The sequence below is a fragment of the Ruegeria sp. SAZD011 genome (assembly GCF_059612545.1).
In genome coordinates this window covers 229,460-256,439 of sequence record NZ_JBXWQU010000026.1, presented here as the reverse complement: position 1 = coordinate 256,439, position 26,980 = coordinate 229,460, and the positions used below count along the sequence as shown (strand labels likewise).

Below are 26,980 nucleotides of genomic sequence, written 5' to 3'. Positions count from 1 at the left end.
GCGCCAATGGTACTCGGGCTAAAGCCCCGGGAGAGTAGGTCACCGCCAAACCTAATAAATACTCAATACTCTCTAAACATGTCCTCCCCTGCACAGATCGAACCGTCCCTGAAAATGCATGGGAAGCCAGAACCTATCCGTTATCCTTCCACGTGCCCGTGAGAAAACGGCGGTTCCGTATCCCGCAGCGCTAGATTATTGTGCCGCGAACGACAGACCATTCCGCGAAAGCCCGCATGTCAAAGTTCGATGGATATTTCCTGCGCCAACTGCTTGTTCTGTGTGGTTTCTTTGCCTTTGTTCTGGTGGGTGTATTCTGGATCAGCAAGGCGGTCAGCCTGTTTGACCGGCTGATCAGCAGCGGCCAGACAGCTATGGTCGCGCTCGAATTTACGGCATTGACCCTGCCGACACTGGTTCGCACCGTGATGCCGATGGCGGCTTTTTGCGCAACGGTCTACGTTACCAATCGTCTGAACCGTGAAAGCGAGATGACAGTGATGCTGGCAACCGGCAGCAGCCCGTTCCGGCTGGCGCGGCCGGTCATTCTGTTCGGGCTTATCTGTGCGGCGATGCTGGCCACGATCACGCTTTATCTGCGCCCCGCTGCGATGCTGAGGCTCGAGGCGCGGCAGGCCGAGGTTGCCGGTGATATGACTGCGCAACTCCTCAATGATGGGCAATTCATGCATCCGGTGAAGGGTGTCACCGTCTATATCGGTAAGATCGATCGGGACGGGACGCTCAACGACGTCTATCTGTCCGATCGCCGTGCGCCCGACCGCGTGGTGACCTATACAAGCTCCAAGGCGTTTCTGGCCCGTAACGGCGAACAGATCGCACTGGTGATGGTCGAGGGTACCGCTTTGCAGATGGAAACCGCGCGCAAGACCCTGTCGACTACGGTGTTTCGTGATTTTTCGTACGACATTTCGGCATTGGCCAAGCGAGATACGGAACGGCGGCAGGATATTCGTGGCATGCCAACCCTGGCACTTGCGGCCGCGCTCGGCGGGAGCAAACTTGCCGAGACATATTCAAGAGGCGAGATCGCCGAGGAAATACAGGAGCGGCTGTCCTGGGTGGGTGTCAGCGTGGCGGTTGTCCTGATCGGATTCTCCACCCTGATGCTGGGCACTTTCTCGCGCTTTGGCCTCTGGCCACAGCTGGTCGCCGCCTTCGCCGGATTGATTGCTCTTGAAGGAATGCGCAGCACGGCGACTGCCTTTGTCGCGGATCATCCCGGTCTGTGGTGGGTTCAGCATGCCCCGGCCCTGGGCGGCATCGCCGTATCGATCCTGTTCCTGAATATTGCCGGACGCCCGATATGGTTGCGTCGGCGTGTTGTGACCGATCCCGGCTAGATCGGGATCACAGCTATTCGAACCCTGCATCCCGGGCAATCATCGCGGCTTGGGTGCGGTTCTTGGCGTTCAGCTTCTTGCACAAGGTTCGGACATGCAGCTTGATCGTGACCTCCTGCAAGTCCAGTTCGCGGGCGATCTCTTTGTTCGGCATGCCCCGGCAGAGCCCGTTGAGAACTTGTTTCTCGCGCTGGCTGAGAGTGGCGTTCAGGCCATCGCTCGTCGGCTCATCAGTGGCGAGCAGAACGGTGCTTGGCACAAAGATCTCACCTGCCACCATGAAGCGAACAGCGTTCAACAGGCTTTTTGCTGCCATCGATTTGGGAACAAACCCTGCTGCGCCAGCGTCCACCGCCTCTTGTGCGATCCGATTGGGAGCGGTCCCGCTAAGCAGCGCCACCGGAGTTTTGGCGGACTGTCGAATTGCCTGGCGCAGCCCCTCCAGCCCGTTCATGCCGGGCATGTTGAAATCGAGCAGGATCAGGTCGAACGGCCCATTGTGTCTGATGGATTCCATCGCGGAATTGAAATCGGGCACCGTCACGACTTCGGCCTCGCCTTCTGCCTTGAGATAGACCGAGATTGTATCCCGAACGAGGGCGTGATCGTCCGCCAGAAGAATGCGCATGCGTGTCCCAAATTCTACGTAATGTAACTGGCGATATCTTAGCCGCGAGCGGGCAGGGCTGCCAGAGTGGAACAGGGGAAAATACCTCTCCTAATGGCTGCATGTCTGCTGTTCGTGTCACGACCGATCCAGGCATAGGGCACTGACCGTGTGATAGAACGCATTGTGCCATGGTTGTGGGTCAAGAAAAGCACTCTCGCTTGGGGTAAACTAATCTGCTCAAATTAGGGTTATACCTATACGAAAGTCTACACCGCTACCCCTAAGCGTTGTGTTCCGAAGGTATCGGACTGACATAGGCTGGCGACTGGTAGCGATTTTCTAGGAGGTTGGCATGAAATCTGTCGCGTTGGCACTGATCCTGGTGGCGGGAACGTTTTTGGCGCCTTTTGGGCATGGTGCAGAAGCTGGCGAAGAGCTTCTCTCTGTCACCGGAACCGATGGCTCTGTCATCAGCCTCGACATCGAAGACCTGACGGCGCTGCCGGTCAGCGAAATCCGCACAACCACGATCTGGACCGAAGGTGAGCAAGTGTTTCGCGGTGTTGCCTTGCGTGACTTGCTCGATCATGTCGGCGCCGCTGATGGCATGATTACCGCGATCGCGGTTAACGATTACCTGATCGACATTCCAACCTCGGATGCGACCAAACCCGGCCCGGTGGTGGCCTATCTGCACAATGGCGAGCAGATGTCGATCCGTGACAAGGGGCCATTGTGGGTCGTGTATCCCTATGATGACAATCCGGTCTATAACACCGAAGAATACTATGCCCGAAGCATCTGGCAGCTGATCCGGCTGGAGGTGCCAAAATAGCCAGCACCGGGGTACCGAGATCGCCACAGGATTGATCAGTTCGTTTCGTCGCCGGTTAAGGACCGGCTTCTGGCTTGCACTTGTGTTGGTGCTGATCGTCTATTCGGCGCTTCTTGGGCGCGAGGCGATGGTGCGGCTCGAATCCCTGTCGACTGCCGCGACCGATGATATCCGCTGGAACATGTCGCAGCTGGAGGTCGAACTGCTGCGTCTTCAAAGCGCGGCCTTCAAGGCGCAAGATGGCGGCGCGACCGACCTTCAGCAATTGCGAACCCGGTTCGACATCTTCTACAGCCGTACGCAGATCGTGTTGCGCGGGGCGCTATATGCTCAGGCGCGCGCGATACCCGAAGTGCAGCATAGACTCATATCGGTGAGGTTGTTTCTGGACGCGACGCTGCCCATTGTCGATGGGCCCGAGCAGGACCTGGCGGAACGATTGCCGGAACTGCTGCGTCTTGTCGAACAGGTGTCGCCCGAGTTGCGAGACTTGGCGCTGACGATCGTCAATACCTCTGCCCGGGCGGCGGATATTCAGCGCGCCAAGGTCTCGGAGACCCTCAAGCGTCTGGCGCTGTCGGTTCTGGTGTTGCTGGTTGCGTTGACGATCGTCGCGCTGTTTCTGCTGAGGCTCTATCGAAGCAGCCAGATGGTCTCGGCGGAAAAGGATGCGGTCAAATCTCGTTTCGAGGCTGCTGTGCAATCGTCTCTTGATGCTGTGCTGGTGGTCGATACCGATGGCCGCATCATCGAATTCAACGGCGGTGCCGAGGCGATGTTCGGCTATGCCCAAAGTGAGGTACTTGGCCAGCCAATGGCCGATCTGATCATCCCGCCGGAATACCGCGCGCGCCACGATGAGGGGATGCGGCGCTTTCGTGAACATGGCACCAGCCGCGTGGTTGGCAGGGGGCATCTGCGTCTGGAGGGGATGCGGAAATCTGGAGAGGTGTTTCCGGTCGAGCTTTCGATTTCGCTTGCCGAGACCAGCGATCAGCTAGTTTTTGTCTCGTTCCTGCGAGACATCACCAACCGGCTTAGAACCGAGGACGAGCTGCGCGAGGCGCGCGACACCGCGCAGGCAGGCGCCCAGGCCAAGGCGCAGCTATTGACGGTGATGAGCCACGAGATGCGTACCCCGCTCAACGGCATCCTTGGCTCTCTGGATCTTATCGAGCGGGACCAGCTGTCGCCCAAACAGCTACGCCTTGCGCGTGCGATCCGGGTTTCGGGCGAGTTGCTGCTGACCCAGGTTAACCGAGTCTTGGAACTGTCGCGGCTGGAATCTGGGATGATCGATTTCCCCAAGGAGCCGTTCGCCCTGATGCCCATGGTCCAGCGCCTGACCGAAAGCCTGATTGCCGCGGCAGAGGAACGCGGCAACCAGCTGCGCGCGGATCTGATCGGCGATGATCCGGGAATCGTGCTGGGTAACCGTATCGCTCTGCAACAGGCGCTGATCAATCTTCTGGGCAACGCGATCAAATTCACACGGGACGGCGAGATCACACTTGAGGTCGAGCGGCTTGCAGACGGTCGTCAGGTCGAGTTTCGAATATCGGATACCGGGATCGGCATTCCAGCTCCGGATCTTGAGCGGATATTCGACGAATTCGTCACCATCGATACCGCCTATGACCGAGAGAACCCCGGCACCGGGCTGGGCCTGAGCATCACCCGGCGGCTGGTCTGGGCGATGGGAGGTGAGATCGAGGTCGAGAGTATCGAGAACGAGGGCAGTCTGTTCCTGATCCGCCTGCCGTTGGGGCCGGGCGACATGGCAGAGGATGTGACCGAAAGCGAGAAGGGCGCGCGTGTTCCGCGCGCGCTTGCTGGCAAGCGGGTATTGGTTATCGAAGACAACGACATCAACCGGATGCTGCTTCAGGATATGTTGCAGGATTTCGGATGTGAGGTTGCGCTTGCCCGGAACGGGTTCGAGGGGGTCTCTACCGCTTCAAAGCGTCGGTATGATCTGCTGCTTGTCGATATCAGCATGCCGGGCAAGGATGGCCTGGAAACCCTGCATGAAATCCGGGCGCAACAGGGTCCTTCGTCGAGCGCGCCCGCGATCGCGATTACCGCCCATGCGCGGGAAGAGGACATGGAGCGTTTCGTTGCCACGGGATTTGACCGGTTTCTTGCCAAGCCGATCTCGATGGCTCAGCTGGAAAAAGCACTGGGCAGCGCGCTCCCCGTATCGGCGACGGCACAGGTCGCCGATCCTTCGGTCGCACAAGATTTCATCAGCCGGTTCGGAGAAGTGCGCTATCGCGGTTATCTATTGGAAATGGTCGACGCGCTGTGTGGCATATCCGATGATCTGAGCCATGGGGAGCTGTCTGATGCACTGAAGGCGCGCGTGCATGAACAGGCTGGCTCTGCCGCGATCCTGGGGCGGGCCGATCTGCATATGTTGCTGCAAGAGATCGAAACCATCAGCGCTGCCGAATGGCCGCTGCGCCGGGGCATCATGCTGGAGCGGTTAAAAATGGAACTGGAGGCCACGCGGGCTGAGACCACGAGGCGCTAAAGCGTCAGTCCGGTCTTGCGCCCCTCGTGGATGGCGGCGGCGGCCAGTCGCGGCGCGGCGGCATCGCCGATGCTGGTGGCCTCGATCCCCATCTCCCGCAACTCTTGTGCCAGAGCTGTTTCAGGCGTGTTGGCGGTAGCCAGTACCAGACTGTCGGCAGCGATGATTTCGGACTGGCCGGTGAGAAGCGACATCACCTCTGCGCCTGCGTCGCTCCACCTTGTCAGCGCGCTTTCGGTGACGAACCGCACCCCAAGTCCTGCCAGCGTGGCACGGGCCGGGAAATCAGTGGCCGAGCGCGCCAGTTCCCGCCCGACCATGGCGTCGGGGGTGACAAGCGTGACCTTGTGGCCCTTTTCCGCCAGATGCCAGGCGGTGCCGATGCCGCGCCAGTTGCCGCCCTCGTCCACCAGAACGACATGGTTCCCCAACCGGGCGGCTCGGGTCATCACGTCCTGGATCGACCAGACCTGCCCGCCTTCGATCCCCGGTAGGCGGGCCACATGCGGCAGCGCCTTCTGGAACCCCGTTTCGGGCGGGGTAGAGCCGGTGGCCAGTATCACGTGGTCGGCACCGATGGCGGCGACATCCTCGGCATCCAGATAGGTGTTATAGCGGATCTCGACCTGAAGCTGGCGCAGCTGGCGTTCGTACCAGCCGATCAGGTCGGTGATCTGGGCCCGGCGTGGTTGCAGCCCGGCGAGCCGGAATTGCCCGCCCAATTCGGGGCCCGCCTCGGCCAGGATCACCCGGTGGCCGCGCTCGGCAGCGACCCGGGCGCATTCCAGCCCGGCAGGGCCGCCGCCTACCACCAGCACGGTTTTAGGGGTCTGCGCAGGTGTGAACCGGTCGCCGCCCCAGAGGTATTCATGCCCGGCCGAGGGGTTCACCAGGCAGGAGATATAGTAATCGCGCCCGCGCCGGCCCCAGCATTGCTGGTTGCAGCTGAGGCAACCGCGAATGTCCTCGGGTGCGCCGCGTTCGGCCTTGGCCACCAGATGCGGGTCAGCGATCTGGCCGCGCACGATCGACACCAGATCGGCCCGCCCTGCTCCCAGCACCGTATTGGCGTTGTCGGGAGTGCGGATATTGGCCTCGGCGGTGACCAGCGCGGTCAGGTTCGCCTGTTTCAGCCGCTCGGCCAGATCGGCGCCGAGGTTTTCGGCATACTGGAAACTGGGCAAAAGCTTGTAGAAGTCGAAATAGCTGCCCGCGCCGACGGTGACATAGTCCATCAGCCCTTGGGCGTCGTGCAGCGCCACGATCTCGACCATCTCGTCATGGCTGAGGCACACGGGCTTGTCCGAATCGTCGTTCACCGACAGGCCGATGATGAAATCAGGGCCGCAGGCGGCGCGGATGCGCGCCATGATTTCGCGCGAAAGACGGGTGCGGTTTTCAAGCGAGCCGCCCCATTGGTCGCTGCGCTGGTTGGAAAACGGGGTCCAGAACTGGTCAAGCAGGCAGTGATAGGCGGCCCAGACCTCGACCCCGTCAAACCCGGATTTCTGGCACCTGATCGCGGCATCGACAAAGCCCTGAATGGTTTCCTCGATCTCATCCTCGGTCATGGCGTGGCTGCCATCGTTGTCGTGATAGCTGGGCCCGCCCGAGGGTGACCAGTTGGCGTGCCAGGAATTGTCCCAGTCGCCATGCGCGCCGACATGATAGAGCTGCTGGATCATCACCGTGCCATGTGCCTTGCAGGCCTGGGTGACGAGGGCGAAATACGGGATCACGTCATCGCTGGAATGGCGGAAGTTGCCGCGTGTCAGAACGGCGGCGGCATGGACCGGCATGGGCTCGACCACGATCATCGCGGCGCCGCCCATGGCGCGTTCCTCGTAATAGGCCAGGTGCTGGTCACCCGGCAGACCGTCACGGGCCATGTTGGTGGTATGAGCACCGAACACGATCCGGTTCTTCAGCTGTTTGTGGCGCAGCTGAACCGGGGTAAAGACATGTTTGAAATTCATGCACCGGTCTCCAGGTGGTCGAGGCCCGCGCGCAGGCTTTCGCCCATGCCGGTATCCTCCATATGCAGCCGTAGCCGCTGGTTATAGCCGCCCGGCGTGTTGAGTGCGGCGATCAGGCTGGCGCAATCTGTATCGGCCAGACTCGAGGAAACCAGCGCGCGCAGAAATGCCTCGCCCTGTTCAGGGTCCGAAACGCGTTCGCCCAGCCAGCCCGCCGCGTCATGCACCATCCGGGTCACCGGTGACAGCACAGCCTGGGCGCAGAGATAGGCTGACATCTCGGCCGCATCCCTGACTGCGAAGATCCGGTTACGGGCACCAAAGAGCGCAGCGATCAGATCGGTGTCACCCTGCATCATGATGGCCGAACCGCCCTGTGCGATACTCGGAAAGGGCATCATTATCGCCACCGCGCGGGCGGGGGCGACCATGCTGTCCACCTCCTCCAGCGTGGCGCCGGCCATCAGTGTGATAACTTGTTGCCCGTCGCGGAAAGTGAGCGCGCCGAGGATCTCGACCGCCTGTTCGGCCATCAGGCCCAGGATGATGATATCGCTCTGGTCCAAGACTGCCTGATTGGCCGCGACAGAGACGTCAGGATAGGCCGCGGCCAAGGCCTGCGCATTGGCCGCGCTGCGTTCGGATACGGTGATCGCATGTCCGTCGCCCGCGATACCGTGCACGACGGCGGTTGCGATGGTTCCGGTTCCGAGCACCCCGATCCGCATGTCAGATATCCTTCACCAACCTCAGCGCATCATAGATTGCCGCATGAGTGTTGCGGGCGCTGACCGCGTCGCCGATGCGGAACAGCTGGAATGCGCCGTCGTTGTTGGTTTCGACCCTCTGCGGGGTGCCTGCGATCAGCGCGTCATAGTCGATCTCGCCCCCATTGCGGGACAGAGGCTTGAGATCGAAATAGAGATCGGCCATCGGCATGGTGCCATAGTTGACCACCACCTGATCATAGGTCTTGTCGCTGGTGAAGCTACTGTAATCAGTGCCGATCTTGGCGCGCAGCTGGTTGCCGTCGCGGGTTACGTCCAACAGGCGGCGGGTCACCGTAAAGGTGGTATCCTTGTCCTGAAGTGCACGCATATACGGCACCAGGTTCATGCCCATGATGTCGGGCGCGAACATGCGGTCTGGGGTCATCACCTCGACCTTTGCACCGGCATTGGCAGCGACCTCGGCCGCCATCAGCGCCGGGTGGTCACCGCTCTCGTCATAGATCAGAACATTCTGCGCCGGTTTCACATCGCCCGAGATCAGGTCCCAGGCACTGACCACCAGATTATTCTCGCGTCCGGTCTCAAACAGTTCGGTATTGGGCAGACCGCCGGTGGCGATGATCACCACATCGGGGTTCAGCGCGGTTACATCCGCCGCCTCGGCCCAGGTGTTGAATCGGAACTCGACATCGCGGGCGGCGCATTGGGCCATGCGCCAGTCGATGATCCCGATCATCTCGCGCCGGCGCGGGTTCTGCGCGGTCAGGCGGACCTGGCCGCCGGGATCGGGCTGGGCCTCGAACACGGTGACATGGTGGCCACGTTCGGCGGCGACACGGGCGGCCTCGAGCCCTGCTGGCCCGGCGCCAACGACAACCACGCGTTTGGGCGTTTCAGCGCGGGCGATCGTATGCGGCATGGTCAATTCGCGACCGGTGGCCGGGTTGTGGATGCACAGCGCCTCGCCCGCCTGATAGATCCGGTCGAGGCAATAGGTGGCCCCGACACAGGGTCGAATGTCGTCCTCGCGCCCCTCGACGATCTTCTGCACGATATGGGGGTCGGCCATATGCGCACGGGTCATGCCCACCATGTCCAGCAGCCCCGAGGTGACCGCGTGGCGCGCGGTCGCCACATCGGGGATACGCGCGGCATGGAAGGTCGGCATGCCGGTCGCCTTCTTCACCTCGCCCGCGAAATCCAGATGGGGGGCGCTTTTCATGCCCTGCACCGGGATCACGTCGGTCATCGCCGGATCGGTGTGGATGCGGCCGCGGATCACGTTCAGGAAATCGACCATGCCGGTATCTGCCAGCCGTTTCGAGATTTCGATCCCCTCTTCGGGGCCGATGCCGCCCTCTGCCGCCTCGTCGGCGGTATAGCGTAGGCCGACTATGAACTCGTCGCCGACCCGTGCCCGCACCGCGCGGAGCACGTCCAGCGGCATCTTCATCCGGCTCTCAAGGGATTGCCCGCCATAAGGCCCGTCCAGATCGTTGGTCAGCGGCGACCAGAACTGATCCAGCAGGTGGCCATAAACCTGCAACTCGATCCCGTCCATGCCCCCCTCTTTCATCCGTTCGGCGGCGTCGGCGAAATCCGAGATGATGCGGGCGATATCCCAGTCCTCGGCCAGTTTCGGAAAGGCGCGGTGCGCCGGTTCCCGGTGCCGGGACGAGCTGACCGAGGGCAACCACTCGCCCTTGTTCCAGCCGGTGCGGCGGCCCAGATGGGTCAGCTGGATCATCACCGCGCAGCCATGGTCGTGGCAGGCATCGGTCAGTTGCCGGATCCACGGCACCACCTCGTCCTTGTAGGCCAGGATGTTGTTGAAGACCGGCGGGCTGTCGCGCGATACCGCCGCTGATCCGGCGGTCATCGCCAGCGCCACGCCCGCGCGCGCGCGTTCGGCGTGATAGGCCGCATAGCGCTGTTTCGGCATGCCGTCTTCGGGATAGGCCGGTTCATGCGCGGTGGTCATGATCCGGTTCTTCAGGGTCAGGTGTTTCAGCTGAAAGGGTTGCAGCAGCGGATCACGGCTCATGATATGTCCTCAATACCAGGCGTCGGGCATGGATGCTTTCTTGCGGTCAATGAAATCGCGCAGCGCCTCGTCGGTGGCGTCGTCCATCGGCGGCGCCTCGTAGGTGTTCAGGATATCCTTCCACCGCTGATTGGCGCGCTGGGCATAGTCGGCGCTGCCCTGTTCCGACCATGTTTCGTGGGTCTGGTCGTCGTTCAGGCCACTGTCCCAATAGGCGGTTTCATAGTGGCGCAGGGTGTGGTCGGTGCCGAACAGGTGTTCGCCCGGCCCGTTCTGCGCCAGTGCCTCAAAGCCCAGCGTATCCTCGTTAACCTCGATCCCGGCAAGGTAGGAATGCAGCGCGCCGCACATGTCGGTGTCCATCACGAATTTCTCATAGGACATGCTGAGCAGACCGTCGACGAATCCCGCGGAATGCAGGATGTAGTTGGCGCCGCCCTGAACCGCCGACATCATCGACATCATCGCCTGTTGCATGGCCTGCCCGTCGGGCGCCTTGGAGGTCGAGAAGTTGCCGGCGCAGCGCAGCGGCATGTTCAGGCGGCGTGCCAGCTGTCCCATTACCAGCGAGCCCAGCGCCGGTTCGGGCGTGCCAAAGGTTGGGCTGCCCGAGCGCAGGCTCATCGACGACAGGAAGCCCGCCAGGATCGCGGGTGCACCGGGGCGCACCAGCTGAGTGAGCGCGCTGGATGCCATCGATTCGGCGAGGCATTGCGCGACGGCTCCGGCCATGGTCAGCGGCGATACCGCACCCCCCAGCAGGAACGGCAGGTGGATCGACCCCTGTCCGGCCTCGGCATAGGTGCGGATACCTCCGGTGGTGACACCGTCCAGCACCAGTGGCGAGGTGGTGTTGAAGTTGCCCATGATCACGCAGTTCTGGTCGACAAACTCCGCGCCGAACAGAATGCGGCACATCTCGATACTGTCGGCGGCCCGTTCCGGTGCGGTGATCGAGCCCAGAAAGGCGCGATCGGAATAGCGCATGTGCGAATAGACCATGTCCAGGTGCCGTTTGTTCACGGCGATATCGGTGGGTTCGCAGATGGTGCCGCCGGAATGGTGCAGCCAGGGCGAGGACTGGCCCAACTTGATCAGGTTCTGGAAATCCTGGATGGTGCCGTAGCGGCGGCCATTGTCCATATCCATAACGAAGGGCGAGCCATAGGCAGGTGCGAACACCATCGCGTCGCCGCCGATTTCGACCGTGTTGGCCGGGTTGCGTGCATGCTGGGTGAAGCGTGCAGGCGCGGTTTTCAGGATCTCGCGCAGCATCCCCGGCTCGAACCTGACATTCCAGGCATCGGCCCGCAGCTCGGTGACCTGGGCCCCGGCCTGGTTGTAGAGCCGCATCGCCTCGGCGTCGTCGCGCAGTTCTATCCCGATCTCGGCCAGGATACGGTCGGCGGTTGCCTCGATCCGTTCGAGCGCCTCGTCACTCAAAAGATCATACGCGGGAATGCGTCGGGAGATGAACGGCACGCGCAGGTGCAGGTTCTGGCCGGGTTCAGCGGACCGGCCTGCCTTGCCAGAGGCGCGGCGGGACCGACGGGTCCGTGGGGATGTCTGTTCGCTCATGTAAACTACCTGCCGAAATCGGGTTGGATGGATATTCTTGAACGCGACTCGACACATGTGTCAAGAAACTTGTGCATAGGTGTCAATCCTGCTACCTCATCGGTCATGTCACTGGCACCCAAACACACCGGATCCGAAAGCGCCTGGTTGGACGCGGCCTATGAATTGTTGACTGAAAACGGCGTCGAGGCGGTGAAGATCATGCCCCTGGCGCAAAAGCTGGGTGTGTCACGCACCGGCTTCTATTGGTATTTCAAGGATCGCGAGGCCCTTCTCGAGGCGATGATCCAGCGCTGGGAAGAGAAGAACACTGGTAATCTGGTGGCCCGCGTCAATGCATTTGCCGAAAGCATTGTCGAGGCGATGTTCAACCTTTTCGACTGCTGGCTGGATGACGGGCTGTTCGACGCGCGTCTGGATCTGGCGATTCGCAACTGGGCGCGCAACGATCCCGCGTTGCAACTGCGACTGGACCGGGCCGATCAGGCCCGTCAGGACGCGGTGGCGGGCATGTTCCAGCGCTTTGGCTATCCCGAGAATCAGGCCCGGGTACGGTCGCTGACCGTGATGTATACGCAGGTCGGCTATATCTCGATGCAGATCGAGGAACATCCCGATATCCGCATCGCCAACATGCCCGATTATGTCGAGGTGTTTACCGGCGTCACTCCGGATCAGGCGGATGTGGACCGGTTCCTGTCGCGGCACGCGGCCAAATGGCGGGCGGCTGCTAACCAGATGTAAACTTGGCGGGCGATAGCCTCTGGGGAATTGGAAGAATCCCCGGACAGGCAGAATGCCCTTGAACCTGATTTACCGCTTGGCCGCGGTCGTGTGGCTCACCGCGCTGCTTGCGCCAGCACCGGCACAGGCAAAGCTCGATCCCGGCGTGTCGTCCCTTTGTGACGAGGCCGCGCGCCGTGCGGCCAGCCGCCACGGTGTCCCGCTCGACGTTCTGCGTGCGATTACGCGGGTCGAGACCGGTCGCCGCAGTGACGGCCAGTTGGCGCCCTGGCCTTGGACAGTCAATATGGAGGGGGCGGGGCATTGGTTTCCAACCGAATATGCCGCCCGCAAATTCGTGTTCGAGCGGTTCAAATCCGGCGCCCGCAGCTTTGACGTCGGCTGTTTCCAGATCAACTACCGCTGGCACAGCCAGGGCTTTTCTTCGATCGAGGAGATGTTCGACCCCGAGCAAAATGCCGATTATGCCGCCCGGTTCCTGAACGACCTGTTCGGCGAACTGGGGTCCTGGTCGGCGGCGGCGGGGGCTTATCACTCGCGCACGCAATCCCTGGCCGATGCCTATGCCTCGCGGTTCGACCGGACCCGCGCGGCGCTGGGCGAGGGGCCGCTGCCTGAACCAAGGCAAGGGTCTGGCTCTCGCGGGCCTCAACCCTTGCTCGCCCGGCAGGATGCGTCATCTGGCCCGGCCCGGCTGGGATCACTGTTTGCAACCGGATCGGGCGACCGCCCCTTCATCTCGTTCAACTAGGATCGCGCCGTGCCCAAGCTTTCCACCGAAACGCTGTTCAGCCCCACGGTTCTGCTGGCGCTTGCCCTGATGGCGATCATCGTGATGATGATTCTGCCGATGCCAGCCTGGGTTCTGGATATCGGCCTCGCTGCCTCGTTCGCGCTGGCGATCCTGATCTTTACCCTGACCCTGTTTATCGAGCGGCCGCTCGATTTCTCGGCCTTTCCGACCATCCTGCTCGCCTCGCTGATGCTGCGGCTGTCTCTGAATGTGTCCTCGACCAAGCTGATCATCGGCCAGGGTCATACCGGCCCGAACGCCGCCGGCGACGTGATCGAGGGGTTTGCCCAGTTCGTGATGGGCGGCAGCGTGTTTCTGGGGCTGGTGGTCTTTGGCGTTCTCCTGATCGTCAACTTCATGGTGATCACCAAGGGCGCCGCCCGCATGGCCGAGGTTGGCGCGCGCTTTGCACTCGACGGCATGCCGGGCAAGCAGCTGGCCATCGACAGCGACATGTCCGCAGGCGCCATCGACCATCAGGAGGCGAAGGCGAGACGTGAGCTGGAGCAGCAGGAAACCACCTTTTTCGGCTCGCTCGACGGTGCGTCGAAATTCGTCAAGGGCGATGCCATCGCCGGGCTGCTGATCACCCTGCTGAACCTGATCATGGGTCTGATCATGGGCGTCATCGTACATGGCATGCCGATGAGCGCCGCGTTCGAGACCTATGCCATCCTCACCGTAGGCGACGGTCTGGTATCGCAGATCCCGGCCGTGATCATCTCGATCGCCTCGGCGCTGCTGTTGGCGCGGGGCGGTACCCAGGGCGCCACCGACAATGCGCTGTTCGCGCAACTGGGCAAGCATCCGGCGGCGCTGGCCACGGTGGCCCTGTTGATGGTTCTGTTCGCGCTGGTGCCCGGCCTGCCGTTCCTGCCCTTCATCTCGGGCGGGGCGGTTCTGGGATATGCTGCCTGGCGGATGCGCCTGAAACAGAAACAAGAGGCCGAGAGCGCCGCCCGGATCAGCGAGGAACAGACACCCGTCGCGCGACAGGGGATCGGCGATATCCTCGATCTTGACGATGTGCACCTGGAATTCGCCCCCGATCTGGTGGGTATGGCGTTGGATCCGGGCACCGGGCTGGACGCGCGCATCGCCAATATGCGAACTCACGTGGCTTCGATCTATGGGCTGATCCTGCCAGATATCCGCCTCACCGATCAGGCCGAACTGCCTCAGGGCACCTATGTGATCAAGGTGCAGGGTGTCGAGCAGGTGCGCGGCGTGCTGCATCCCGATCTGGTGCTGGCGTTGATGACCGACCATCCCGATGCGCTGCCCGCGGGCGAGGACGTGACCGAGCCGGTCTATGGCGCGCCCGCCCGCTGGATCCTGCCCAAGGACCAGGAGGCGGCGGCCTTGTCGGGTGCGACCATCGTCAGCCCTCCCGAGATATTGGCCACCCATCTGCTGGAAGTGATCAAACAGAACTTTGCCCGCCTGCTGACGCTGAAATCGCTGCGCCGCCTGTTGTCCGAGATGACCCGCCTGTCCGATCCTGTCCGGTCCGAGGCCAATCAGAAACTCTTGGACGAGCTGATCCCTGACAAGGTGCCCATCGACACGCTGCACGCGGTGCTGCGCCTGCTGCTCGAGGAACGCGTGTCAATCCGAAACATGCCCCTGATCCTCGAAGCGGTGGCCGAGGCGCGTCTGGCCACCACCCAGCCCGAAGCGATCTGTGAACATGTCCGCCAGCGGCTGGGCTTTCAACTGGTGGCCGAGATGAAACGCGCCGATGGATCGATCCCGCTGGTTCAGCTGGCGCCGGAATGGGAGGATGCCTTTGCCACCTATCAGGTCGATTGTGCCGGCGGCGGGCTTGATATTGCGCTGCCACCGGATCTCTTCAACAAGCTGGCCGATGGCGTTGCCAAACGCCTGTCGCAGACGGCGGGGCAGGGGATATTCGCGGCGCTGGTGACTTCGACCCGCCGCCGCCGCTTTCTGCGCACCATCCTGCGGGCGCGCGGCATTTCGAACCCGGTCCTCTCTTTCGAGGAAATCGGGATGGAGGCGCGCCCGGCGCTGGTGGGACAGGTGCCCGTATGATCGCGTTGCCGCCCGAGTTGCTGGCGCTGATCTCGGGCGAGCTGTGGCAGCTCTTTGCCGTGTTCCTCCGGGTTTCCGCCCTGGTCTCGGTCCTGCCCGCCTTTGGCGAGCAATCGATCCCGATGCGGGTGCGTCTGGGGGTCGCTACCGCCTTTGCCGTGATCGTGGCCCCGGCTGCGCCGGCTGCCCCCGAGGTCACAAATGTCCTGCAATTCACCGCCCTTGCCGGAACCGAGGTATTGGCTGGGCTGGTCATGGGGCTGGGCATCCGGCTGTTTGCCATGGCCCTGCAGGTGGCGGGCATGATCGCGGCGCAGGCCACATCGCTGTCCCAACTGCTGGGCAATGCAGTGGCCGAGCCGACGCCCGCCATGGGCCATCTGCTGATGATGGGTGGGTTGGCGCTGGCGGTGATGTCGGGCCTGCATGTGCGGGTGGCCGAATTTCTGATCCACTCCTACTCGATCTTTCCGATCGGCAAGCTGCCCCATCCCGGAGACCTCAGCCAATGGGGTGTCGCCCAGGTCGGCCGCATGTTCGCGCTGGCCTTCGGGCTGGCGGCGCCGTTTGTCATCGCCTCTCTGATCTATAACCTGACGCTCGGGGCCATCAACCGGGCGATGCCACAGCTGATGGTGGCCTTTGTGGGTGCGCCGGTGATTACCTTTGGCGGCATGGCGTTGCTTTTGGTTGGCACACCGCTTTTGCTGTCGGTCTGGCTCGACGCGTTGTGGAGCTTTTTCCAGGATCCGGTTGGGGCACGCCCATGAGCGGACAGGACGACGACAGCGACAAGTCATTCGATCCGACCCCGCAAAAGCTCCAGAAAGCGCGGGAAAAGGGAGAGGTTGCCAAATCCGCCGACTTGTCGGTGGTGGCGGCCTATGCCGGATTGTTGCTGGCACTGTCAGCGCTGGGTGCGGCGAGCGTAACCAAATTGGGCACCGCGCTGACGGTGTTGATCGGCCAGGCGGATGGCCTGTCGCGCCTTGTCTTCGAGGGGCGTGCTGGTGGGTCGGTCGGCGGGCTGATGGGAACGGTGGGGGCGGCGATCCTGCCCTGGTTCCTGGTCCCGGCGGCGGCAGTGATCCTGTCGGTGGTTGCCCAGCGGGCCTTTGTCATCGCCCCCAGCAAGCTGGTCCCCAAGTTCTCGCGCATTTCGATCCTGCAGAACGCCAAGAACAAGTTCGGGCGCGGCGGTCTGTTCGAATTCGCCAAGAGCTTTGTCAAATTGCTGCTCTATTCGGTCTGTCTGGGCTTCTTCATCAAGCTGAACCTGTCCGACATCGTCTCGTCCGCGGGGATGGAGGCGAGTCAGTCGGTGTTGCTGATGGCGCGGCTGTTGATGCGGTTCATGTTCCTGGTGGCGACGGTGGCGCTGGTGATCGGGGCCATCGACTATCTGTGGCAGCATGCCGAGCATATCCGCAAGAACATGATGTCCCGCAAGGAGTTGATGGACGAGACCAAGGATGCCGAGGGCGATCCGCATATGAAGCAGAAGCGGCGCCAGAAGGGACAGGAAATCGCGATGAACCAGATGCTGGCCGATGTGCCGGGCGCCGATGTGGTGATCGTCAACCCGACCCATTACGCGGTTGCGTTGAAATGGTCGCGTCTGCCCGGCGCGGCGCCGATCTGCGTGGCCAAGGGGGTCGACGAGGTTGCCGCCGCAATCCGCCGCAGCGCGGCCGAGGCCGGGGTGCCGATCCATTCCGATCCGCCCACCGCGCGGGCGCTGCATGCCGGTGTCGAGATCGGGCAGGAGATTTCAGAAGAGCATTATCGCCCGGTCGCAGCCGCGATCCGCTTTGCCGAGGCGATGCGCAAACGGGCCAAGGGGAGGGCATGGTGAGACAGTCGGTGCTGGACCAGATGACACGCGTGGGAGAGGCGCTCTATCTGCGCGAATACGAGCGGATTCGAGCCGTTCTGGAGGAAGAGGCGCGTATCGCGTCGCAGATTGCCAGGCTCGACGAGCAGGTCGCCCGCATACGCGCCGAGGGAGCGGGTGATCATGGCTATCGCTCGGTTGGTGCTGACATCCTGTGGCAGGGGTGGGAGAGCCGGACCCGCCGCCAACTCAACTCCGATCTTGCGCGCGCAAGGGCCAAGCGGTTGTTGATGATGGACGCGTTGAAACGCGCTTTTGGCCGCAAGCAGGCAATCGCGCAGATCGCAAGGGACGAGACGTCTTCCCTAGCGAAAGCCCGCCGCAAGGCACAGCTCGACGCGCTTTGTCGTGACGCCGCGCTGCGCTAGATCGCGCTGGACGATGCTGATGCGGTGATGCCCCGCCTGGCGACAGGGTCCTGATCCTCGGTTGGACGAATGGGGCTGAGACTCAGGCTCCGCTCAGTACGAGTCCTGACGGGCGATATCGACGATCAGAACGCTGACGATCGTATCGCCAAAGGCCTTCCGAGCCGATTCGAGCAGGGCAACGCGCAGCGGGTCGAGGTTTCCGGGGCGGGTAAAGGCACCATCGAATCCACCGATATTGGCGTGATCGAACAGGACCTGAAGAAAACCGTCGCGCAGCTTGGGTTCCTTGGCGAAGAAATTCTCGCTGAAGCCGGGCTGCACCTCGAGGCTGAGCGACACCGTGGCAAGGCCGCTGATCTGGTCCTTGTGCACGAGTGGCACGACAAAGGGCTTGTTCATCTTGACGTATTCATTGCCCGAATCCTCGGCCCCGTGATCGTCGGATGGCTTTGGCTTGGCGTGATCGTCGGATTTGACCTTGGATGGGTTTTCTTTGTCGTGGTTACTGGCCTGGTCGCTTGCCTGCGCGGCGTCCTGCGGTGGTTTGGGGCCAAGGAACATCCCGGCGCCGACCCCGGCGCCAAGGCCTAAAACAAGGAAAAGGACCGGAAGCAGTTTTCCCAACATGGCCGACCTCAGAACGGCAGGACCATGTCCAGCACCTGCTGGCCATAGCGCGGTTGCTGCACATCGGTGATCTGGCCGCGACCACCATAAGACACTCGCGCCGAGGCGATCTTGTCATAGGTGATCTCATTCTGGCGCGAGATATCCTCGGGCCGCACATAGCCAGAAACCAGAAGCTCGCGCAGTTCGAAATTCACTCGCAGCTCCTGCGAACCGGTGATCGACAAGACGCCGTTGGGCAGGACGTCGACCACGGTTGCGGCCACCCGCAGGGTCAGCTTTTCCTTGCGTTTCACCGATCCCTTGCCGCCCGAAGCGCTGGAGGAATCGACTGCGACCGCGTTGCTCATCGACGCGCCATCGGGCAGTTTTTCATCGATCCGCTGCGGCAGGCCCAGAAGATGCGGCACGCCCAGGCTTTCCGAACCCGAACGCGACCGGTTGGTGTCATTCGAGATCTCGGCCTTTTCGTCGATTTGGATGACCACGGTCAGAATGTCGCCCTTCTTCATCGCCCGCTGATCGCCCAGCAGCGAGTTCTGGCCGCCGCTCCACAGCGACGCACGATCGACCGAGCGTTGCGGCTGTGTGTGGAGTGGCAGGCCGGGCCAGAGCATGGCCACATGCTCGGGCGACTCGGTGTTCGGGGTAAAGCTGGGCGCCTTGCCCAGGTGATCGGCGCGGCCACAGGCCGACAGCACCACCAGCGCGGCAATCAGGGTTTTGGGGGAAGGACATTTCTGCATCATTTCACCTCGATGGAGCCATTGGGCCGAATCTGGCCGGAAACGGTGGTGCGGGACGTCAGGTTCATCACCCGGATGACATCTCCAGCCGCACCGCGACCCAGCGCGCGACCTTCGGTAGTGATGACCAGCGGGCCATTGTCGAAAAAGAGCGTCACCAGATCATTGCGGTCGACGATGGCGGGAGGGCCAACATCGTCGTACCGGATCGGCCGCCCGGGATAGAGCGCGACGCGTGCCTCTTGCCCGACCACCTCGTCGGGGTCAGTGAAGCTGCCCGGGACCTCGGCGGATTTCAGCATCAGATCCTCGGCGCCGATGATCTCCTTGGCGCGGATGGTGCGGGTGGGCACCAGCACCTCGGCGGTTGCCGCCTGGGCCAGGACAAGGGCGAGGATCGGGCCAAGTTTCCGCATCAGCGCACCTGCGTGGTGGCGCTCATCATCTGGTCCACCGCCGAGATGACCTTGGCGTTCATCTCATATCCGCGCTGGGCCTCGATCAGTTCGGTCACCTCGCGCACCGCGTCGACCGAACTGTCCTCGAGATAGCCCTGGCGCAGGGTGCCCAGCCCGTCCTCGCCCGGGTTGCCGGTGATCGGCGCGCCCGAGGCCTCGGTTTCCTTGAACAGGTTGCTGCCGATAGCTTCCAATCCCTTGGCATTGGTGAAACCGGCCAGCGTGACCTGGCCCAGCAGCTGGCCCTCGGCGGCATCGTCGAAATAGGCATAGACCTCGCCCGAGGCGTTGATCGAGATCGACCGCGCATCGCTGGGAATGGTGATCTCGGGGGCCACCGACAACCCGTCCGAGGTGACGATCAGCCCCTCGGCAGAGCGTTTCAGCGACCCGTCGCGGGTAAAGGCCGACTGGCCCGAGGGCAGCGTCACCTCGAAATAGCCGCGTCCCTCGATGGCCAGGTCCAGATCGTTGCCGGTGGCCGACAACGCGCCCTGTTCCAGATGAACCGTCACTGCTGCCGGGCGGACCCCCAGGCCAAGCTGCACGCCGGTCGGCAATACGGTGCCGTCGGCGGCGTTCACCGTTCCGGCACGCGCGATCTGCTGGTAATGCAGGTCGGCAAACTCGGCACGGCGGGCGTTGTAGCCGGTGGTGTTCATGTTGGCGAGGTTGTTCGAGATCGTCTCGACCCGCATCTGCTGGGCGGACATGCCGGTGGCGGCGATTTTCAGGGCGCGCATTCTGGGGCTCCTTGGTTTGGGATCAGCGCAGCAGGCTGTTCACGGCGTTGCGGATGCGTTCGTCTTCGGACTGGAGGAAGCTCTGGCCCAACTCATAGGCGCGCTGGACCTCGACCAGCCGGGCGACCTGGTCGATCGCGTTGACGTTCGACCCTTCGAGAAAGCCCTGCATGATGCTGGCGCCCTCGATCGGTTCGGTGCCGTCATCGGCGCGAAAGAACACGCCGCCCTCTCGGATCAGCCCATGCGGGTCGACTGGCTTGAACAGGCCGATCTGACCCAGCAAGCGCCCGCCGCCGCTGATCGTGCCATCGGGGCCGATACGGACACCGTCGATATCCGGGGGCACAAAGACGGGTGCGCCATTGGCATCCATCAGCCGATAGCCATCGACATTGACCAGATCGCCCTGAGCGTTCGGGGTAAAGCTGCCAGCGCGGGTCAGCCGTTCGCCGCCCGGGGTTTCGAGCATGAAGAACCCCTCGCCGTCGATGGCCAGATCGAAATCACCGCCGGTCTGGGTCAGCACCCCTTGTTCCTGCGAGGTGTTGCGCACCTGACCGCGCGCCATGGACAGCGACGAGGTTCCAAGCCCACCGCGCACGAATTCGGAAAACACCAGCCCTTGCTGGCGATAGCCCGAGGTGGCGGCATTGGCGATATTGTTGGCCACGACGCGGGTTTCGTTCAAAAGCCCGGATTGTCGCGACAGGATGGCATAGCTGGGCGTTTCCATCAGACACCTCCCGAAATCAGCGGAATGAGGGTTGTGGTGAAATAGTTGACGAGCGTCTGGGTCATGAAACCCATCGAGATCCAGAACACGATCACGATGGCGGCCAGTTTCGGCACAAAGGTCAGCGTCATCTCCTGGATCGAGGTCAGGGCCTGGAACAGACCCACCGCCAGACCGGCGATCAACGCCACCGACAGGATCGGGACCGAGGTAACCACCGCGATCCACAGCCCCTGTCGGACCGTGTCATAGAACAGGCCTTCGCTCATCATGGCTCAGACCGGCATCCGGAGGATTTCCTGATAGGCCTCGACCACCTTGTTGCGGACGGTGACGGCGGTTTCGACCGCCAGTTCCGACTGCGCCAATGCCTGTACCAGCGCATGTGGGTCGGCCTTGCCGATCATCGCCGATTGGGCGAGGTCCTCGCTGTGTTGCAAGGTGGCGGCAAAGTCCTGGAATGTGCCGCGCAGGCCCTGGGCGGCGCTGTCGTCCTTGGGGTCCGCCTGGGTGGCGGGGCGGGCCGAGGCATAGGCCTGGGCTGCGGAGAGGCTGCGGATATCCATTCTGGCTGTCCTTTATTTGCGGAGAAGTTCCATCAGGCTTGCGGACATCTGCCGCGCCTGGTCGAAAAGCTTGAGATTCGCCTCGTAGCTGCGCTGTGCCTCGCGGGCGTCGGCGATCTCGATCATCAGGTCGACATTCGACCCCTTGTAGTGGCCGGTCTCGTCGGCCAGCGGGTGCGAGGGGTCAAAGATGTCGGGCAATTGCTGCCGGTCGAGTTTGACCCGGCCGGTGGTGACGCGCTCGACCCCGTCGTCACGGCCGCGCTCTACCTCGAACGGGACCGTCTTGCGGCGATAGCCCGGCGTGTCCGCGTTCGAGATGTTTTCGGACACATGGCGCAGGCGGGTGGCCTGAGCGCGCAGCGCGCTGGCGGTCACCGAGAGGGATTTGGAAAATTCGCTCATCTCAGCCTCCCTCACCCACGACCCAGGCCGACGCGCAGTATGTTCATCGAGGATTTGTAGATCGCGAGCGCGCGGTCATGCTGACGCTTGACCTCGACCGCCTTGAGCATCTGCTCCTCGACGCTGACATTGTTGCGGTTCGGGTCGCCCGCTGCATTGGTTTCGAACGGTGCCAAGCTGGCGGCGGAAGCCGCGGTACCATTCAGATGGCCCGCCCGGCTGGCCTGCATGGCGGTCCCGACGGTTTCGCGAGCAAAGGTTTCGGCAAAGGGGGCGATATCGCGTTCGCGGTATCCGGGCGTATCGGCATTGGCCATGTTCTGGGCGATCACGGCCTGCCGTGTGCCTGCATGCGTTGCCATGGCATACGCCATCTTAAAGACGTTCAAGTCCGAGAACATCGGGGCTTCTCCCTCGATCAATTTCAATCAAGGCTTAACCCCGATTCGTTTAGAAACCGTTTTCAGGAAATTGTTGGAGATATCCCGATGACGGCCCCGGACCCCCTCGCCCTGAAAGCCGAGTTCGACAGTCTCAGCCTGGTTCGACATGTCGGGCGCGTGACCGGCGTGGCAGGGGGCGTGATTCAGATCCAGGGACTCGCCAATCAGGCGCAGATCGGTGATCGAGTTGAACTAAAACGCAATTTCGGCCCACCCTTGGGCGGCGAGGTGTTGCAAGTCGAAGGCATTACGATCAACATGCTGCCCGACAGTGCGCCCGAGGGCGTGTCACTGGGCAACCGCGTGGTGTTGCATCCGATGCCGGGATTCGCGCCCGGACGTCACTGGCTGGGACGGGTGGTCGACCCGTTCGGTCGGCCGCTGGACGGGCGCCCCTTGATGCGCGGGGCCAAGGCGCGCGATCTGATGCGCCCACCGCCACCTGCCGTGCAGCGCAAACCCCTGGGTCAGCGCATGGCAACCGGGCTTTGTGCACTGAACACATTGTTGCCCATTGTCCGGGGCCAGCGGGTCGGTCTTTTTGCCGGGTCGGGGGTTGGCAAATCCAGCCTGCTTGCCACGCTGGCCAAGTCGATGCAGGCGGATGCGGTTGTGGTCGCGCTGATCGGGGAACGGGGGCGCGAGGTCAACGAGTTCGTGGCCAAGGCGCTGGGCCCCGAGGGGCTGGCGCGCTCGGTCATCGTCGCGGCCACTTCGGATCAGTCCGCATTGGTTCGCCGCCGCTGCGCCTGGGCCGCAATGACCGTGGCCGAGAGCTTGCGCGACGAGGGGTTGAATGTTCTCTACCTGGCGGACTCGATCACCCGTTTCGCCGAGGCGCATCGCGAGATTTCCGCCGCCATGGGCGAGGCTCCGGCGCTCAGGGGGTATCCGCCGTCGGTCACGCCGTTGATCACCGGCCTGTGCGAACGCGCCGGTCCGGGGACCGAGAAACAGGGCGATATCACGGGTGTTTTCAGTGTCCTGGTCGCAGGGTCGGACATGGACGAGCCGGTCGCCGATATCCTGCGCGGTGTTCTGGACGGCCATATCGTTTTGAACCGAGAGATCGCCGAACGTGGTCGTTTTCCCGCCATCGACATCAGCCGTTCGGTCTCGCGCAGCTTGCCGGACGCGGCCACGCCCGAGCAGAACGCACTGATCGGCGAGGCGCGGCGCCTGATTGGCGCCTACGAGCAATCCGAAGTGATGATCAAGGCAGGGTTGTATACAGAAGGAGCTGACCCGTTACTGGATCAGGCGGTGCGGGTCTGGCCCGAGCTGGATGCTTTTCTGGCCCGACCCGATGCTCAGGGGGTCGAGCACAGTTTCTCGCGCCTGCAACTGGTCTTGCGCCGCGCCAAATCCGGCCCCCGCCACTAGACGTGGGCCGGACAGGTGTCAGTCGGCGTCAGCCACGCCCTCGGCCCGCAGCCGCGCGCGGCGAGCGCGATAGCTGGGCAGCAGTACCAGAATCACCGCCAGTGCCAGAAGCCCCATAGTCATCGGCCGATCCAGAATGAATCCCAGCCCGTCATAGAGCTGCATCGCACGGGCAAAGTTGTTTTCCAGCATTGAACCGAGAATGAAACCGATGAGCAGCGGCGCCAGCGGATAGTCCGCAAATCGCAGCACCGTGGCGCAGACGCCGAGCCCCACAAGGATCAAGAGTTCGGTGGCGTTGTTCTGACCGATATATGCCCCCATCAGGGTAAAGAACAGGATGAACGGTATCAGAAAGGTTCGCGGCACCGTAAGGATCTTTGCGATATAGGGGATCAGCGGCAGGTTCAGGACCAACAGGATCAGGTTGCCCAGATACATTGAAATGATGACTGCCCAGAAGATCTGTGGATCGTCCACCATAAGGCGTGGTCCGGGCGTGACGTTCAGCGCGATCAATGCGCCGAGGAGAATCGCGGTGGTCCCCGACCCTGGAATGCCCAGGGTGAGAAGCGGAACGAAGGATCCGGTGCAGGCGGCGTTATTGGCGCTTTCGGGTGCGGCCAATCCCTTGAGCGAGCCCTTGCCGAACTCCGCCTGCTCGGCCTTGGGGGCAATGTTGCGTTCGACCGCGTAACCGAGGAAACTGGCGATTGTCGCGCCTGCGCCGGGCAGAACACCAATCAGGAAACCCTGCACCGATTGCCGCCCGATCACTGGCGCGATGGATTTTGCCTCGGCTCTTGTGATGCGCAGGTCCTTGATCGCGTTGCCATCACCTCCCTGGCTGGACCGCGAGGGATCGAGCACGAGATAAAGCGCCTCGGGCAGGGCGAACATCGCCATAGCCAGCGTGATGAACCCAAACCCCGATTGCAGATCCATCACTCCCATGGTGAAGCGCGGCATATTGAAAAGCGCGCCCTCGCCCACGGTGGCCATGATCAGACCGAGAAGCGTCATCAACAGCGCCTTGCCGACCTGTCCTGATCCGGCAAAGGCGGCGATGGCCGACAGGCCCACCACCATCAGTGCGAAATACTCGGCCGAATGAAAGAGCAGCGCGACCGAGGCCAGCGCGGGTGCGAACACCATCAACAGGATCGCCCCGATGGTGCCACCACAGAAGCTGGAAATGGCGGCCACGGTCAGCGCCTTGCCAGCCTTACCCTGCCGCGCCAGGGGATAGCCGTCGAAACTGGTCGCAACGGTCGAGGCAACGCCGGGCGCGTTGATCAGGATCGACGATGTGGACCCGCCGAAGATCGCGCCATAGTAGACGCCGGCCAGCAGGATCAGGGCCGCTGACGGATCGCCAATGGTGATTGCGACCGGGATCATGATGGCGATGATCGACATCGGTCCAAGCCCAGGCAGCATGCCGATGAATGTTCCGATCAGACAGCCGCCGATGACCATGAGAATATTTGTGAGCGAAAAGGCTGTCCCCAACCCGATCATCAGACCTTCGAGCATCTCAGCCTCCGTTCGCCATGAATGCGGGCCAGGGGCTTAGGAAGATTCCCAGAACCTCCTGCACCAAATACCAGACCAGCCCTGCGGCAATCGCAGCCACCGGCAGCAGGATGTGAAGCTTGCGTTCGCCAAGGATCAGCGAGCCGATTGTCAGAAAGGCGAGGGTTGAAAGCAGAAACCCAAAGGGCCGCAACAGCAACGCATAGGCCACCATGAGCGCAAGCAGCATGAGCGCTTGGCCAAGTTTGTACTCGGTCAACCGACGATAATTGATCTCCATCGGTTTTGGCTCAGCCGCGCCCTTTTCGATACCCAGGAGAACAGTCAGCGCAGTCAGAACAGCAAGAACTGACAGGATCTTGGGAAAGGTGCTTGGCCAGATCGGGTTGCGTTTCATGAACGGGGCAAGGCCCGCGTCCATGGTGAAAAAAGCGGCATAGCCATAGGCGAGGCAGATCATCAGAATGACCAGCGCGATCCAGCGGTCGAGTGCCATAAGATCCTCCGGGGCGTGTTGGGTTGAGGCTGTCAGGGGGGGCGCTGCCCCCGCCGCCCGTTCCGGGCGCCTCCCCCGGGATATTTTCTGCAAGAGGAAAGACGATGTTAACCTTGTTTCCCCAGGTTTGGATCACGGTACAGGCTGGGAAGCCGATGACCGTGCAAGGGGAAGGTTATGCTTCTTCGGTGGAGGGGAGGGCCGGCCGCTCTCCCCTTCCTCTTGCTTCAAATATCCCGGGAGCGCGAGGGTGGAACCCTCGCACATCACAGACGAGCGCGGCGCAGCCGCACCTTTGGATTAGAGAAAACCCAGCTTGCGCATCAGATCCCCGATCTGCTGTTCCTGTTTTTCCAGGAAGGCACGGAAATCGTCACCGCTGTTATGGATGTTGACCCAACCGTTGCGGGCGCGCACGGCTTCCCATTCGGGAGTATCATACATCTTGGCAATCGCGTCCTGATAGGCGGCAAGCCGGTCCTCGGGCAGACCGGGGGCGCCGAAGAATCCACGCCAGTTCACAAAACTCGTGTCGATCCCCTGTTCCTTCATCGTCGGGGCGTCGGGATAGGCGGCGACCCGATCATCCGAGGTGACGCCGATGATCTTGACCTCGCCCGCATTCGCCAGATCCACCGCTTCGGAGAAGCCGGTGCTGAGCGCGGCGATCTCTCCCGAGAGGAGCGCCGCCATCGCCTTGCCGCCCGCGTCATAGGGGATGTATTTCACTGCCAGTGCGTCCTTGCCGGCAGCCTCCATGACCATTGCGGCGACCAGATGGTCCATGCCACCGGGCACCGAACCGCCACCGATGGCGGTGCCACCCGGGTCGGCGTCAAAAGCGGCGAGAAGGTCGTTCATCGAATTTACCGGGCTGCCCTTGCTCACCACGATGGCGGCATAGTCGCCGATGGTTCCGGCGACCAGGGTCAGGTCACGGAAGTTCTGCGGGAAGACTCCGGTCAGCGAGCGGATGATGATCGGGGTTGAATTGACCATCAGCGTGCCGTGGTTCGAGGCGGCGTTTTCGATCAGGTAGCCAATCGCCTTGCCGCCGCCGCCGCCGGACATGTTTTCATAACTGGCGGTGCCTACGAGGCCCGCTGCGGTCAGTGCCTCGCCGGTGCCGCGTGCGGTGCCGTCCCAACCGCCACCGGCGCCGCCGGGGACGAGGAAATGGATGCTGTCGACCACCGGTTCGGCCATGGCCGGCGTCGAAAAGGCAAATGCCGCCGATGCGGCGGCCATCATGACCCGGCGGGTCAGGTTCAGTTTCGTCATTGTGTCCTCCCGTTTGACAAAGCGGGTTTCGC

The 26,980-nt window shown here is 62.5% G+C and carries 27 protein-coding genes; 10 read left to right on the top strand and 17 right to left on the bottom strand.

Going from position 1 to position 26,980, the window contains the following annotated elements:
* The first annotated feature begins 236 nt into the window (after positions 1-236).
* The gene (gene lptF, locus AC2FLM_RS14540) at positions 237-1,364 is read left to right on the top strand and encodes an LPS export ABC transporter permease LptF (protein WP_496858853.1); all 1,128 of its coding nucleotides are present in this window, start codon (positions 237-239) and stop codon (positions 1,362-1,364) included.
* A 13-nt stretch (positions 1,365-1,377) separates the two neighbouring features.
* On the opposite strand, the gene AC2FLM_RS14535 is transcribed toward lptF, so the two are convergent.
* Positions 1,378-1,992 carry a response regulator transcription factor gene (locus tag AC2FLM_RS14535; RefSeq protein ID WP_234144656.1) on the bottom strand — a complete coding sequence of 205 codons (615 nt, stop codon included), beginning with the start codon at positions 1,990-1,992 and terminating at the stop codon, positions 1,378-1,380.
* A 334-nt stretch (positions 1,993-2,326) separates the two neighbouring features.
* Here AC2FLM_RS14535 and AC2FLM_RS14530 point away from each other — a divergent pair, with 334 nt between their 5' ends.
* The gene (locus AC2FLM_RS14530) at positions 2,327-2,809 is read left to right on the top strand and encodes a putative pterin-binding protein (protein WP_496858851.1); all 483 of its coding nucleotides are present in this window, start codon (positions 2,327-2,329) and stop codon (positions 2,807-2,809) included.
* Between the two features lie 82 nt (positions 2,810-2,891).
* A complete protein-coding gene (locus AC2FLM_RS14525; RefSeq protein ID WP_496858849.1) occupies positions 2,892-5,342 on the top strand; it encodes a PAS domain-containing hybrid sensor histidine kinase/response regulator in 2,451 nt (816 codons plus the stop codon).
* Here the strand turns inward: AC2FLM_RS14525 and AC2FLM_RS14520 are convergent.
* Genes AC2FLM_RS14520 through AC2FLM_RS14505 form a run of 4 tightly spaced genes read right to left on the bottom strand, consistent with a single transcriptional unit; the run spans position 5,339 to position 11,671 of the window.
* Entirely contained in the window at positions 5,339-7,318 is a 1,980-nt protein-coding gene (locus AC2FLM_RS14520; RefSeq protein WP_496858847.1) for an oxidoreductase, read from the bottom strand. The genes AC2FLM_RS14525 and AC2FLM_RS14520 overlap by 4 nt on opposite strands.
* Positions 7,315-8,046 (bottom strand): NAD(P)-binding domain-containing protein, encoded by a 732-nt coding sequence (locus AC2FLM_RS14515; protein WP_496858845.1) that lies wholly within the window; start codon positions 8,044-8,046, stop codon positions 7,315-7,317. The genes AC2FLM_RS14520 and AC2FLM_RS14515 overlap by 4 nt, the downstream gene beginning before the upstream one ends.
* A gap of 1 nt (position 8,047) precedes the next feature.
* Positions 8,048-10,093: an oxidoreductase gene (locus AC2FLM_RS14510; RefSeq protein ID WP_496858843.1), complete on the bottom strand. Its 2,046-nt coding sequence runs from the start codon at positions 10,091-10,093 to the stop codon at positions 8,048-8,050.
* Positions 10,094-10,102: 9 nt separating this feature from the next.
* Positions 10,103-11,671 carry a trimethylamine methyltransferase family protein gene (locus AC2FLM_RS14505; RefSeq protein WP_496858841.1) on the bottom strand — a complete coding sequence of 523 codons (1,569 nt, stop codon included), beginning with the start codon at positions 11,669-11,671 and terminating at the stop codon, positions 10,103-10,105.
* A gap of 105 nt (positions 11,672-11,776) precedes the next feature.
* Between AC2FLM_RS14505 and AC2FLM_RS14500 the strand changes: the two genes are divergently transcribed.
* From AC2FLM_RS14500 to AC2FLM_RS14475, 6 genes are all read left to right on the top strand, one after another.
* Positions 11,777-12,415, top strand: coding sequence for a TetR/AcrR family transcriptional regulator (locus AC2FLM_RS14500; RefSeq protein WP_234139999.1), 639 nt, complete (start codon positions 11,777-11,779; stop codon positions 12,413-12,415).
* A gap of 52 nt (positions 12,416-12,467) precedes the next feature.
* Positions 12,468-13,166: a lytic transglycosylase domain-containing protein gene (locus AC2FLM_RS14495; protein ID WP_496858839.1), complete on the top strand. Its 699-nt coding sequence runs from the start codon at positions 12,468-12,470 to the stop codon at positions 13,164-13,166.
* A gap of 69 nt (positions 13,167-13,235) precedes the next feature.
* Positions 13,236-15,263 carry a flagellar biosynthesis protein FlhA gene (flhA, locus tag AC2FLM_RS14490; protein ID WP_496858862.1) on the top strand — a complete coding sequence of 676 codons (2,028 nt, stop codon included), beginning with the start codon at positions 13,236-13,238 and terminating at the stop codon, positions 15,261-15,263.
* Positions 15,260-16,033: a flagellar biosynthetic protein FliR gene (locus tag AC2FLM_RS14485; protein WP_496858837.1), complete on the top strand. Its 774-nt coding sequence runs from the start codon at positions 15,260-15,262 to the stop codon at positions 16,031-16,033. Before flhA ends, AC2FLM_RS14485 begins: the two co-directional genes overlap by 4 nt.
* Positions 16,030-17,118: a flagellar type III secretion system protein FlhB gene (gene flhB / locus AC2FLM_RS14480; RefSeq protein ID WP_496858835.1), complete on the top strand. Its 1,089-nt coding sequence runs from the start codon at positions 16,030-16,032 to the stop codon at positions 17,116-17,118. Before AC2FLM_RS14485 ends, flhB begins: the two co-directional genes overlap by 4 nt.
* Complete coding sequence (locus AC2FLM_RS14475; RefSeq protein ID WP_496858833.1) at positions 17,112-17,525, top strand: hypothetical protein; 414 nt, start codon at positions 17,112-17,114, stop codon at positions 17,523-17,525. Before flhB ends, AC2FLM_RS14475 begins: the two co-directional genes overlap by 7 nt.
* Before the next feature lie 93 nt (positions 17,526-17,618).
* Here the strand turns inward: AC2FLM_RS14475 and AC2FLM_RS14470 are convergent, their stop codons facing one another.
* The 9 genes from AC2FLM_RS14470 to AC2FLM_RS14430 are packed head-to-tail and all read right to left on the bottom strand — an operon-like array spanning position 17,619 to position 22,210.
* Positions 17,619-18,155 (bottom strand): flagellar basal body-associated protein FliL, encoded by a 537-nt coding sequence (locus tag AC2FLM_RS14470; protein WP_496858831.1) that lies wholly within the window; start codon positions 18,153-18,155, stop codon positions 17,619-17,621.
* Positions 18,156-18,163: 8 nt separating this feature from the next.
* A complete protein-coding gene (gene flgH, locus AC2FLM_RS14465) occupies positions 18,164-18,904 on the bottom strand; it encodes a flagellar basal body L-ring protein FlgH (RefSeq protein WP_496858829.1) in 741 nt (246 codons plus the stop codon).
* Complete coding sequence (gene flgA, locus AC2FLM_RS14460; protein ID WP_234221769.1) at positions 18,901-19,317, bottom strand: flagellar basal body P-ring formation chaperone FlgA; 417 nt, start codon at positions 19,315-19,317, stop codon at positions 18,901-18,903. The genes flgH and flgA overlap by 4 nt, the downstream gene beginning before the upstream one ends.
* Positions 19,317-20,102 carry a flagellar basal-body rod protein FlgG gene (gene flgG / locus AC2FLM_RS14455; RefSeq protein WP_234139990.1) on the bottom strand — a complete coding sequence of 262 codons (786 nt, stop codon included), beginning with the start codon at positions 20,100-20,102 and terminating at the stop codon, positions 19,317-19,319. The genes flgA and flgG overlap by 1 nt, the downstream gene beginning before the upstream one ends.
* A 22-nt stretch (positions 20,103-20,124) precedes the next feature.
* On the bottom strand, positions 20,125-20,838 hold the full coding sequence (locus AC2FLM_RS14450; protein ID WP_496858826.1) for a flagellar hook-basal body complex protein: 714 nt from the start codon (positions 20,836-20,838) through the stop codon (positions 20,125-20,127).
* A complete protein-coding gene (locus tag AC2FLM_RS14445; protein ID WP_496858824.1) occupies positions 20,838-21,110 on the bottom strand; it encodes a flagellar biosynthetic protein FliQ in 273 nt (90 codons plus the stop codon). The genes AC2FLM_RS14450 and AC2FLM_RS14445 overlap by 1 nt, the downstream gene beginning before the upstream one ends.
* Before the next feature lie 3 nt (positions 21,111-21,113).
* Positions 21,114-21,404 carry a flagellar hook-basal body complex protein FliE gene (fliE, locus tag AC2FLM_RS14440; protein ID WP_234221773.1) on the bottom strand — a complete coding sequence of 97 codons (291 nt, stop codon included), beginning with the start codon at positions 21,402-21,404 and terminating at the stop codon, positions 21,114-21,116.
* Between the two features lie 12 nt (positions 21,405-21,416).
* Complete coding sequence (flgC, locus tag AC2FLM_RS14435) at positions 21,417-21,809, bottom strand: flagellar basal body rod protein FlgC (RefSeq protein WP_496858822.1); 393 nt, start codon at positions 21,807-21,809, stop codon at positions 21,417-21,419.
* Between the two features lie 11 nt (positions 21,810-21,820).
* Positions 21,821-22,210, bottom strand: a complete 390-nt coding sequence (locus tag AC2FLM_RS14430) for a FlgB family protein (RefSeq protein ID WP_496858820.1) — start codon at positions 22,208-22,210, stop codon at positions 21,821-21,823.
* Positions 22,211-22,297: 87 nt separating this feature from the next.
* On the opposite strand from AC2FLM_RS14430, the gene AC2FLM_RS14425 reads away from it, so the two are divergent.
* Positions 22,298-23,635, top strand: coding sequence for a FliI/YscN family ATPase (locus AC2FLM_RS14425; protein WP_496858818.1), 1,338 nt, complete (start codon positions 22,298-22,300; stop codon positions 23,633-23,635).
* Between the two features lie 18 nt (positions 23,636-23,653).
* Here the strand turns inward: AC2FLM_RS14425 and AC2FLM_RS14420 are convergent, their stop codons facing one another.
* The 3 genes from AC2FLM_RS14420 to AC2FLM_RS14410 all read right to left on the bottom strand — a co-directional run bounded on the left by AC2FLM_RS14420 (position 23,654) and on the right by AC2FLM_RS14410 (position 26,948).
* Positions 23,654-25,171, bottom strand: a complete 1,518-nt coding sequence (locus AC2FLM_RS14420) for a tripartite tricarboxylate transporter permease (RefSeq protein WP_496858816.1) — start codon at positions 25,169-25,171, stop codon at positions 23,654-23,656.
* A gap of 1 nt (position 25,172) precedes the next feature.
* Entirely contained in the window at positions 25,173-25,667 is a 495-nt protein-coding gene (locus AC2FLM_RS14415; protein ID WP_496858814.1) for a tripartite tricarboxylate transporter TctB family protein, read from the bottom strand.
* A 300-nt stretch (positions 25,668-25,967) separates the two neighbouring features.
* Positions 25,968-26,948 carry a tripartite tricarboxylate transporter substrate binding protein gene (locus AC2FLM_RS14410; RefSeq protein ID WP_234144638.1) on the bottom strand — a complete coding sequence of 327 codons (981 nt, stop codon included), beginning with the start codon at positions 26,946-26,948 and terminating at the stop codon, positions 25,968-25,970.
* Positions 26,949-26,980 lie beyond the last annotated feature (32 nt).